Source organism: Methylobacterium sp. FW306-05-D (genome assembly GCF_058782155.1).
In genome coordinates this window covers 29,530-40,041 of record NZ_JBYSXL010000043.1, presented here as the reverse complement: position 1 = coordinate 40,041, position 10,512 = coordinate 29,530, and the positions used below count along the sequence as shown (strand labels likewise).

Genomic DNA, 10,512 nt, shown 5'->3' with positions numbered 1-10,512 from the left:
TCCAGATCCTCGTGCGCACCGTCCTGGCCGAAATCACCCGCCGCACCAACGCCTTCTGAACCAGACACGAGACGCGGAGCGGGCAGGGCGGTCGCCCCGGTGGCCGGGTCGCGCGCAGCCCGCGTCGGGTCCGGCCTTCACCAAATCCATGCGGTCGCGCTAGGCTGGCCAGTGGCCGATTCACCACCCGCCTTCCATGCAGAGCGACTTTCGATGAACGTCTCCCACAGCTTCGGCGCCCGGTTCGAGTCCCTTCGGGGTTCGGTCCAGCGGAACGTTCAGGTGGCCCGCCTGGCCGCCGCGGTGGAGATGAGCAAGCCGCGCACCCGCGGCACCGGCTACGCGCTCCTCGCCCTGGGCGTCGCGCTCGGCGTCCTGATCTCGTTCCTGCTCCAGTTTCTCGCCGTCCTGGTGATGATCGCGCTGGGTTTCGGCCTCGGCTACGCCGCCCGGTCCTACGTCTCGAAGCGGCGCAGGGATCGCTTCCTGCAGGACCGGCTGATGCGCTGAGCCCAGCCTCGCGAGGCCGACCGCTCCCCACGACATCTGGACCGGGCTGACGCGTGTGCGAGCCCGCCGGTCCTTGCGACGAACGTATCCCCTCGGCGCCGCCGATCTTCGAAGGCCGGGGGCGCCCCGCAGGCCGCGACGAAATCCGCCCGGCCCGAACGCGCGCGCGGAAGGGCGCACGGAAGGGCGCGCGGAAGGTAACGTGGGTGAATGCCGCCGTCCGGCGCGTCGGCCATAGTCGGGGCGCTGGCCGCGTCCCCCCGATGGCCAGTGTGGCCCCGCTCCGCGCTCCCCCCAATCGATCGCGGGTGGGGCCACCCCCGATCGGTGTGCCCGAAGCGGATGAAGCCTCGCGGAGCGCGCGGGCCGGTTCGTCCGTCAGAGGGGGCGCGGGCCGCGCATGCGGACCAGTTCCAGCACCGCGAGCGCCATGGGCGTGCCGATGAGGACGAGGGCGAAGAAGAGAGACATGTGTGACCGTCCGCGTGCGTCGGGTTGAGGCGGGCCGTCCAGGCTCACGCAGGAGCCGGGGCGGAACCCCGCCGGAGGAATGACCGTCAACGCTGGGCCGCGGGAGAGGGTTTCGCGCCGATGCAGGGCCCGGCGGGCCGACGGGCATGCCGCCAGGATCCGGTGCGCGTACATCCGGCGTCACCCGATCCGGCGGCATGGCCGTCGCCGGTCTGGCGGCACGCGGCCGCCACCGGCTTGATCCGACCTTGAGGCATCATGGTTAAGGATCGGTGAAGGGCCCCGCGGCCGGGCTCGATAGAGCGGCCATCCGCAACTTCAAGAATGTCGCCCACGGCCAAGCTTTGCTAATCGCCATCCACAGGCGCGGGACGGGGACGAATGGCGACAGAGAGCGATACGCGGACGAGGCAGGCTCGGGCCGAAGACTCCAGGGCAGCCCGGCTTCGGCGGCTCTGGCGGAGCCAGGACACCACGCTCCGGTCCAGCGGACTCGCCCTCGGGCGGCCGGTCCTGGCCATGGCGCGGCCGGAGGCCTCCGATGTCCCGGCGCGTGGACTCACCGCCCGCGAACTCATCAACATGGCCCGCGCGGCGCGACGCGAGGGAGAGCGCCGGACCGGCCTCAGCCCCTGACGGCCCCGAGCCGGAACACCGCCCGGACCGCCTCCGTTGACCTCCCAACAGGGAGTGAAACCGATGATCGATGCCGCGCAGATCAAGGAACATGCCGACGTCGTCGGCTCGGACGGCGCCCATGTCGGCACCGTCGATCACGTCGACAAGGGCGAGATCAAGCTGACCAAGAAGGATCCGGACGCGGGCGGCCTCCACCACTTCATCCCGGTGGATTTCGTCCAGTCCGTCGAGGGCAACACCGTGCGGCTCGACCGCTCGGCCGCGGAGGTCAAGCGGGAATGGTCGACCTCCTGACCCCGAATTCGCGTCACCCCCCGGTTCATTGACGATGCACCGGCCCGTTCCCACATCGAGTCCGGGCCGGTCGCAGGACCGGGCGCGGCCACGAGCCGGAATCGGGTGACGTCGGATGGACGCGCACCGGGTTTCGGCCTGCGTGGCCGTCGCGGTTTCGGCGGTCGGGCGCCCGTCCGTGTGAACACAGACCCGTGAGGAACACAGCCATGGCGGACGTCATCACGGGAGATTTCGGCACGAGCCGCGAGGCCCTGGCCGGGCTGGAGCGCGTCTTCGGGGACGCCGCCGGTCTGCGCGTCGGCCTGCGCCGCATCGAGGCGCCGCACGGCGACGAGTTGCAGGTCACGGTCGGTGCGCAGGCCCTGTCGGTCCCCCGGCCCGTGGCCGTGGTGCTCGCCAATGCCGCGGGCGAGGACGAGGCCGACCGCATCGGCAAGGCCGTCCTCGAGGCGCTCCAGTTGTCGGAAGGGCTGCGCAGGGGAACGCTCTGAAAACGAGGCGTTTCCGAACAGGCGCGGCGATCAATTGACGAGTTCCGTCTTGCCAGCCGGCACCGGAGCCGCTTTTATTCTCGCGCTGCCCGTGCTGGTCCTCGGGTGATTGGCAACAACCTTCAGCGCCCGCGGCCTTCCGGCCTGCGGGCGTTCTTCTGTGCGGTCGCCGGGGACCCGTTCAATCCACCGCCGCACCGTGCAGCTCCGCGCTGGTGAAGCGCTGCTGCTCGGCCATTACCAGGCCGGCGAGTTCGCGCTTCAGGGCGTTGAACTCGCCCGAGGCGGTGTCGCGCGGGCGCGGGATCTCCACCGTGAGGTCGCGCTTGATGCGCCCGGGGCGGTAGGTCATCACGAGGATGCGGTCGGCGAGGTAGATCGCCTCCTCGATGGAATGGGTGACGAAGATCACCGTCTTGCGGTACTCGGCCCAGATGCGCAGCAACTCGTCCTGCAGGGTACGCCGGGTCAGGGCGTCCAGCGCCCCGAAGGGCTCGTCCATCAGCATCACCGGCGGGTCGAGGGCCAGGATGCGCGCGATGGCCACGCGCTGGCGCATGCCGCCGGAGAGGTCCTTCGGGTAGCGCTTGCGGAAATCCGACAGGCCGAGGGTGGCCACGATGCGGTCGACCGTCACTGTGGCGTCGGCCCGCGGCACGCCCCGGATGTCGAGGCCGAAGCGGACGTTGTCCTCCACGTTCATCCAGGGAAACAGCGCGTATTCCTGGAAGACCATGCCGCGGTCGGGCCCCGGCTCGGTCACGGGGCGCCCGCCCATGGTGATCCGCCCGGCGCTGAGCGGCGTGAAGCCCGCGATGGCGTTGAGCAGGGTGGACTTGCCGCAACCGGAGGGCCCGAGCAGGCAGAGGAACTGCCCTTCGGGCACCGTCGCGGTGATGTCGTCCAGGGCCGGGACGGCGCCGGCCCCCGTCCCGAACACCTTGCTGGCCTGGGCGATCTCGATTTGCGCCGACATGATCAGGCGTCCTGGTTCAGCGTTCAAGGCCGCGGTGCCAGCGCAGGAGGTGGTCGTTCAGGCGCGACATCGCCCCGTCGATGATGAGGCCGAGGACGCCGATGGTCAGCATGCCGCCGATGATCTTGTCGGACCACATGTACTCGCGGGCCTCCAGGATGCGGTAGCCGAGCCCGTCCGAGACCGCGATCATCTCGGCGACGATGACCACGATGAAGGCGGTGCCGATGCCGATCCGCATGCCTGCCAGCACGAAGGGGCTCGCCGCCGGCAGGATCACCCGGCGGAACATCGTCCAGGAATTCGCCCCGAGGTTGCGCGCCGCGCGGATGTAGATCGAGTCCACCTGCCGCACCCCCGCGATGGTGTTGACCAGGACGGGGAAGAAGGTGCCGAGCGCGATCAGGAACAGGGCCGGCGGATTGCCGAGGCCGAACCAGACGATGGCGAGCGGGATGTAGGCGATGGGCGGGATCGGCCGCAGGATCTGGAGCAGGGGATTGAACAGCGCGTAGAGCCGGTCGCTGGTGCCGAGCAGGAGCCCAACCGGCACCGCGAGGCCGGCCCCGACGCAGAAGCCCATGATCACGCGGGTGAGGCTCGCCACGGCGTCGTGCGGCATCTCGCCGGAGAACATCCAGTGCCAGTAGCTCTCGGTGGCCGGATCGTAGGGCAGGCCGGGCAGGAGGCCCGAGTACCACTTCGCCGCCACTGCGCTCGGCGGCGGCAGGACGATGGGGGAGAACACGCCGGCCCGGCTCAGGATCTCCCACAGGATCAGGAGGGCGAGGGGGACGAGGGCGCCGCGAAACCGGTTCATCGCGACGCTCAGTTCGTCTTGAGTTCGGCTTTCGCCTTCTCGAGGAGGTCGGTCTTCACCCACTCGGCATCGGATTTGGGCGGGTTCACCATCTTACCGAGGCCGTACTTCATCATGTAGTCGGTCGTGGTCTGCATGTGCCCGGCCGGCACGTCGTAGGTGTACTTGGCGTTGGCCATGCCGTCGCGGAAATCCTGGCTCGAGAGCTGGCCCTTGAACACGCTCTCGCGGACGTACTTCTCGGCGAGCGCCGGATCGTCGATGAAGGCCTTGGTGGCGGCGACGAACAGCTTGAGCACCCGGGCGGCGACCTCGGGGCGCTCGTTGTACATCTTCTCGGTCATCACCAGCGGGCGCACCGGCACGCCGATGGGGGTGTCGTAGGGCTTGACCACCTCGGCGGCGTAGCCGGCGCTGATCGCCTGCGTGGATTGCGGCTCGCTCTGGCAGATCACGTCGACGTATTTCTGCGACAGGGCCTGGTTCAGGTCGGCGTAGTTGTTGAAATAGATCAGCTGCACGTCCTTGCCGGGCCGCTCCGACCAGGTCATCCCGTGCTTGTCGAGCTCGGCCAGCAGCATCAGGTCCTGGGTGCCGCCACGGACGGTGGCGACCTTGAGGCCCTTCACGTCCTTCAGGGTCTTGACCGTGTCGAGGTCGGGCCGGCGCAGGATGCGCACGCCGCCATTGGCGAAGCCCGCCACCACGTAGAGCTTCACGCCGTTGCCGCGGGCGGCCACGGCGCCGTCGGCGCCGGAGGCGGAGATGTCGATCTGGTCCACCGCCATGGCGGGGTAGATGTCGGCGCCCTTGGCGAAGACCTTCTCGTCGATCTTCAGGCCGTATTTCGGGGCGATCTCCTTCATGTAGGAGATCGCCCCGTAATGGGCGAATTTGAGGTTGCCGAGGCGGACCACGTCCTCCGCCCGGGCGCTGCCGAGAGCACCCAGAGTCGCGAGAACCAGCAGGGCGGCGCGCGCCGTCGCGTTGCGTGTAAGCATCGGTCTCCTCCGGTCGCGGGTCGTGTCGCCCGCTTCGTCCGCCGTGAGAACGGTCGGTACGGGGTTGAATAAGCGTATTCTGGATTCGAAAGTAAACCCGCCCCGGAGAGAGTTTTGACAGCCATTGAAACGGATGAAATCGAGCGGGTCACCGTGCTGGGCTGCGGCACCCTGGGTGCCAGCTGGGCGGCCCTGTTCCTCGCCCACGGACTCGACGTGGCGGCCTACGATCCGTCGCCCGGATTCGAGGCGGGTGCCGCCCGCGCGGTCGAGGCGGCGCGGCAGCAGTTGGCCGAGCTCGGCCTGAGCGGGGAGGGGGCCCTGCGCTTCCACGACGGCCTGGAGGAGGCCCTGGCCGGGACCGGCTTCGTGCAGGAGAACGCGCCGGAGAACGAGGCGGTCAAGCGCGCCCTGCTGGCGGAGGTCGATCGCCGGCTGCCCCCCGCGATCCTCGTCGCCTCGAGCACCTCCGCCATGCTGCGCAGCGCCCTCGTCGCCGATTGCGCCCGGCCCGAGCGGATCCTGGTGGCGCATCCGTTCCACCCGCCCCACCTCGTGCCCCTGGTCGAGATCGTGGCCGGCGACGCCGCCACGGCGGCGCGGGCCGCCGCCTTCTACGCCCGGCTCGGACGCCGGCCGGTGGTGCTCCAGCGCGAGATGCCGGGCCACATCGCCAACCGCCTCGCCTCGGCCCTCTACCGGGAGGCCGTGAACCTCGTGGCCGAGGGCGTCGCGAGCGTCGCGGATATCGACGCCGCCCTGTGCAACGGTCCCGGCCTGCGCTGGGCCGCGATGGGGCCGCACATGACCTATCACCTCGGCGGCGGGGAGGGCGGCATCCGGCACTATCTCGACCATCTCGGTCCCAGCCAGGTTCGGCGCTGGGCCAGCCTCGGGACCCCGGAGCTGACCGAGGCCGTGAAGGACCGAATCGTGGCCGGGATCGAGGCGGAGGCCGCCGGCCGCTCGCTCCAGACCCTGGCCGAGCGCCGCGACCGTGCCCTGATCGAGATCCTCAAGGCCCGCACCGAGGTGGCGGGCGAGGGCCCCTGAGCCCTCGCATGCCGACCGTTCCAGATTCCCGATCCGCCGCATCCCCGAAGGCTGACAGACCGTGACCGCATCCCCGCCGGATCGCCGACCCCTGGTCGTCCTCACCAACCCCATCCACCCTGAGGCGGTGGCCCGGCTCTCGGGCGAAGCCCGGGTGGTCGCCGCCGCGGACACCCGGCCCGAAACCCTGCGGGCCCTTTCGGCCGAGGCGGCGGGCCTGATCGTGCGGGCGCAGCTGCCCGACGACATCCTCGACCACGCGCCACACCTGCGCGGCATCGTCCGCCACGGCGTCGGGCTCGACTTCGTGCCCCTGGAGGCGGCGACCGCCCGCGGCATCCCGGTGGCCAACCTGCCGGGCAGCAACACCCAGGCGGTGGCCGAGTACGTCTTCTCGGCCCTGCTGCACCTGCGCCGGCGGCTCGGGCCTCTCGACCGGACCCTGCGCGAGAGCGGCTGGCTCCCGGCGAAGTCGCTGGCGAGCGACCTCGGCGAGATCGGCGGGACGACGATCGGCATCCTCGGCACCGGCGAGATCGGGCGCCGCGTCGCCGCCATCGCCCGCCACGGCTTCGGCATGCGGGTGCTCGGGCATTCCCGCCGCGCCGGCACCGCCGGCGGCCTGATCGAGCCGGTGGACCGCGAGACCCTGTTCTCGGGAAGCGACGCCGTCGTCGTCGCCTGCCCGCTGACACCGGAGACCCGCGGCCTCGTCGATGCCGGTCTGATCGGCCGGATGCGGCCCGACGCCGTGCTGATCAATGTGGCGCGCGGCCCCATCGTGCGGGACGACGCCCTCGCGGCGGCCCTGCGGGCGGGGGCGATCGGGGGCGCGGCCCTCGACGTGTTCGCGACCCAGCCCCTGCCCGGGGACCATCCCTATTTCGGCTGCCCGAACCTGCTCCTCACCCCGCACGTCGCCGGCACCTCTGCCGCCAGCCTGCGGGTGATGGGCCTCGGCGCCGCCGAGGCGATGCTGTGCATCCTGCGCGGCACGGCGCCCCCGAACCTCGTCAATCCGGAAGCCCTGCGAGCTCCGGGCTGATTTCGGGTGTCTCGGCCGCGTACGGCACGGGGGCGGTCAAGGATTTCCTGCCCCGTCATGCGTCTTACGCAGAGTTCCCAGACCGAGGGGACGATTGCTGCAGCGCAGCATCGGGTCCAAGTCACGGTCATCGCGGGCGCCCCGTCCGCATCCCCAGACGTCGCGAGATCGCCATGTCCGCTGCCCCCGCCGTCTCCGCCGCCGCCCGGCTCCGCCTGCAGGCCGCGGACAGCCTGTTCGCCCGCATGATCCAGGCCTGGCTCGGCCATTACCAGCGCCTTATCGACGCCGGCGCCCACCCGGTCTGAGCCGGAGGCCAGCCCGACCCGTCCTCCAACCCAGCTCGGCCGAACATCGCCGTCCCCGGCTTATCGCCGCCGCCGCGAACCTGTAGAACGGGTTCCTGCCGGAGGGCGGAGGACACCTCCCCCGGGGCGCGCCGCGACCGCGCGGGTTTCTCGCGGGAGGACACCATGGCTCTGACCAGTGCGATCAAGGGCGTGATCCCCATCGCCCCGACGCCGTTCCATCCCGACGGCCGGGTCGACGAGACCTCCCTCGACCGGATGTCCGAGTTCTTCCTCGGCGCGGGCATCGACGGCCTCACCATCCTGGGCCAGCTCGGCGAGGCGCCGAAGCTCGACCACGCCGAGGCGGTCGCCATCGCCCGGCGGGTGATCGGGCGCGTGGACGTGCCGGTCCTCGTGGGCGTCTCGGCCCCGGGCTTCGCCGCCATGCGGTCGCTCGCCCGCGAGGTGATGGACCTCGGTGCGGCCGGCGTGATGATCGGGCCGCCCAACACCCTGCGCACCGACGACCAGGTGGTGGCCTATTACCGCAACGCCGCCGAGGCGATCGGCCCCGACGTGCCCTTCGTGATCCAGGATTATCCGCTCACCTTCTCGGTGGTGATGACGCCCGCCGTGATCCGCCGGATCGTCACCGAGAACCCGTCCTGCGTCATGCTCAAGCACGAGGACTGGCCCGGCCTCGACAAGATCACCGCCCTGCGCGCCTTCGAGCAGGACGGCTCGATGCGCCACATCGCGATCCTCACCGGCAATGGCGGCCTGTTCCTCGACTTCGAGATGGAGCGCGGCGCGGACGGAGCCAATACCGGCTACGCATTCCCGGAGATGCTCGTCGACGTCGTGCGGCTGTCGCGGGCCGGGGAGCGCGACGCGGCGCACGACCTCTTCGACGCGCACCTGCCTTATCTGCGATACGAGCAGCAGCAGGGCCCCCTGGGCCTGGCGGTGCGCAAGTACGTCTTCCGGAAGCGCGGGATCTTCGCCTCGGACGCCCAGCGCAAGCCGGCCGCGAGCCTGTCGGCCCAGAGCAAGGCGGAGGTCGATTACCTCCTGTCGCGCATCGCCCGCGTCGATCCGCGCGCCCGCGTGGCTCCCTGACACCCGGACCGGGACGAGCATCATGAGCAAGGGTCTGCGCAAGGGCCTCACCAGCTACGGCGACGCGGGCTTCTCCCTGTTCCTGCGCAAGGCCTTCATCAAGGCGGCGGGCTACTCGGACGACGCCCTCGACCGGCCCATCGTGGGCATCACCAACACGGCCAGCGACTACAACCCGTGCCACGGCAATGCCCCGGCCCTGATCGAGGCGGCCAAGCGCGGGGTGATGCTGGCCGGCGGCCTGCCCATGGTGTTCCCGACGATCTCGATCCACGAGAGCTTCGCGCATCCCACCTCAATGTTCCTGCGCAACCTCATGGCGATGGACACCGAGGAGATGCTGCGGGCCCAGCCGATGGACGCCGTCATCGTCATCGGCGGCTGCGACAAGACCCTGCCGGCGCAGATCATGGCGGCGGCGAGCGTCGACCTGCCCACCGTGGTCGTCCCTGTCGGTCCCATGGTGGTGGGCCACCACAAGGGCGAGGTGCTCGGCGCCTGCACGGATTGCCGCCGCCTCTGGAGCGCGCACCGGGCCGGCGCGATCGATGAGGCCGAGATCGAGGCCGTCAACAGCCGGCTCGCCCCGTCCGTCGGCACCTGCATGGTGATGGGCACGGCGAGCACCATGGCCTGCGTGACGGAGGCGCTCGGCCTCGCCCTGCCCATGAGTGCCACCGTGCCGGCACCGCATGCCGAGCGCATCCGCATCGCGGAACGCAGCGGGCGCCGCGCCGCCGAGATGGCGGTGTCGGGCGGCCCCCGGCCGAGCGAACTCCTGACGCCCGCCGCCTTTCGCAACGCGCAGGTCGTGCTCCAGGCGATCGGCGGCTCCACCAACGGCCTGATCCACCTCACCGCCGTCGCCAACCGGACGCCGCACGGCATCGACCTCGACGCCTTCGACGCCCTCGGGCGCGCGGTGCCGGTGCTCATCGACCTGAAGCCCTCGGGCCAGCACTACATGGAGCACTTCCACCATGCCGGCGGCATGCCGGTGCTCCTCAGGAACCTGGGATCGCTGATCGACCTCGAGGCCGGCACGGTCGCGGGCGGGACCCTGCGCGACGTGGTGGCGGCCGCCGAGACGGTTCCGGGTCAGACCGTGATCCGGTCCGCCGATGACCCGATCAAGCCCGTGGGGGCCATGGCGGTGCTGCGCGGCAACCTCGCCCCGCGCGGCGCCCTGATCAAGCACAGCGCCGCGAGTCCGGCCCTGCTCCAGCACACCGGCCGGGCGGTGGTGTTCAGCTCCATCGCCGACATGACCGCCCGGATCGACGACCCCGACCTCGACGTCGGGCCGGACGACGTCCTCGTCCTCCAGAACGGCGGCCCGAAGGGCGCGCCCGGCATGCCGGAGGCGGGCTACCTGCCGATCCCGAAGAAGATCCTGGCGCGCGGGATCAAGGACATGGTGCGCATCTCCGATGCCCGCATGAGCGGGACGGCCTTCGGCACCATCGTCCTGCACATCACGCCGGAATCGGCCGTCGGCGGCCCCCTCGGTCTCGTCCGCACCGGCGACCGCATCCGCCTCGACACCGCCGGCCGGCGCCTCGACGTGCTGGTCGACGACGCCGAACTCGACGCCCGTCGCGCCGCCCTCGGCCCGACCCGGAGGCCGGACTGGGCGCGACGCGGCTACGCGCGCCTGTTCCACGAGACGGTGCTGCAGGCGGACGAGGGCTGCGACTTCGACTTCCTGCGCGCCGAGCCGGCGCGGGACGATGCGCCCTGACCCGGTCTCCGCCCGATCGAAGCGGTCGGGCTCGCCCCGGCCGGCGCAGCCCCTCCGGT

At 71.0% G+C, this 10,512-nt stretch carries 12 protein-coding genes; 9 read left to right on the top strand and 3 right to left on the bottom strand.

Annotated elements, in window-relative coordinates; genetic code table 11:
* The first annotated feature begins 213 nt into the window (after positions 1–213).
* The 4 genes from AC3WLN_RS15330 to AC3WLN_RS15315 all read left to right on the top strand — a co-directional run bounded on the left by AC3WLN_RS15330 (position 214) and on the right by AC3WLN_RS15315 (position 2,408).
* The gene (locus AC3WLN_RS15330) at positions 214–510 is read left to right on the top strand and encodes a hypothetical protein (protein ID WP_492482595.1); all 297 of its coding nucleotides are present in this window, start codon (positions 214–216) and stop codon (positions 508–510) included.
* Between the two features lie 852 nt (positions 511–1,362).
* Complete coding sequence (locus AC3WLN_RS15325) at positions 1,363–1,617, top strand: hypothetical protein (protein ID WP_492482593.1); 255 nt, start codon at positions 1,363–1,365, stop codon at positions 1,615–1,617.
* Between the two features lie 63 nt (positions 1,618–1,680).
* Complete coding sequence (locus tag AC3WLN_RS15320) at positions 1,681–1,914, top strand: DUF2171 domain-containing protein (RefSeq protein ID WP_492482591.1); 234 nt, start codon at positions 1,681–1,683, stop codon at positions 1,912–1,914.
* 209 nt (positions 1,915–2,123) lie between these two features.
* Positions 2,124–2,408: a hypothetical protein gene (locus AC3WLN_RS15315; protein WP_463778544.1), complete on the top strand. Its 285-nt coding sequence runs from the start codon at positions 2,124–2,126 to the stop codon at positions 2,406–2,408.
* Between the two features lie 181 nt (positions 2,409–2,589).
* Here the strand turns inward: AC3WLN_RS15315 and AC3WLN_RS15310 are convergent, their stop codons facing one another.
* Genes AC3WLN_RS15310 through AC3WLN_RS15300 form a run of 3 tightly spaced genes read right to left on the bottom strand, consistent with a single transcriptional unit; the run spans position 2,590 to position 5,205 of the window.
* Positions 2,590–3,384: an ABC transporter ATP-binding protein gene (locus AC3WLN_RS15310; RefSeq protein ID WP_492482588.1), complete on the bottom strand. Its 795-nt coding sequence runs from the start codon at positions 3,382–3,384 to the stop codon at positions 2,590–2,592.
* A 16-nt stretch (positions 3,385–3,400) separates the two neighbouring features.
* Positions 3,401–4,204: an ABC transporter permease gene (locus AC3WLN_RS15305; protein ID WP_492482586.1), complete on the bottom strand. Its 804-nt coding sequence runs from the start codon at positions 4,202–4,204 to the stop codon at positions 3,401–3,403.
* An 8-nt stretch (positions 4,205–4,212) separates the two neighbouring features.
* Positions 4,213–5,205, bottom strand: a complete 993-nt coding sequence (locus AC3WLN_RS15300) for an ABC transporter substrate-binding protein (RefSeq protein WP_492482584.1) — start codon at positions 5,203–5,205, stop codon at positions 4,213–4,215.
* Between the two features lie 114 nt (positions 5,206–5,319).
* Here AC3WLN_RS15300 and AC3WLN_RS15295 point away from each other — a divergent pair, with 114 nt between their 5' ends.
* From AC3WLN_RS15295 to AC3WLN_RS15275, 5 genes are all read left to right on the top strand, one after another.
* Positions 5,320–6,258, top strand: coding sequence for a 3-hydroxyacyl-CoA dehydrogenase NAD-binding domain-containing protein (locus AC3WLN_RS15295; RefSeq protein WP_492482582.1), 939 nt, complete (start codon positions 5,320–5,322; stop codon positions 6,256–6,258).
* 61 nt (positions 6,259–6,319) lie between these two features.
* Entirely contained in the window at positions 6,320–7,303 is a 984-nt protein-coding gene (locus AC3WLN_RS15290) for an NAD(P)-dependent oxidoreductase (protein WP_492482580.1), read from the top strand.
* A gap of 173 nt (positions 7,304–7,476) precedes the next feature.
* Entirely contained in the window at positions 7,477–7,611 is a 135-nt protein-coding gene (locus AC3WLN_RS15285) for a hypothetical protein (protein WP_492482578.1), read from the top strand.
* A 165-nt stretch (positions 7,612–7,776) separates the two neighbouring features.
* Positions 7,777–8,712 carry a dihydrodipicolinate synthase family protein gene (locus AC3WLN_RS15280; RefSeq protein WP_492482576.1) on the top strand — a complete coding sequence of 312 codons (936 nt, stop codon included), beginning with the start codon at positions 7,777–7,779 and terminating at the stop codon, positions 8,710–8,712.
* A 22-nt stretch (positions 8,713–8,734) separates the two neighbouring features.
* The gene (locus tag AC3WLN_RS15275) at positions 8,735–10,453 is read left to right on the top strand and encodes an IlvD/Edd family dehydratase (protein WP_492482574.1); all 1,719 of its coding nucleotides are present in this window, start codon (positions 8,735–8,737) and stop codon (positions 10,451–10,453) included.
* Positions 10,454–10,512 lie beyond the last annotated feature (59 nt).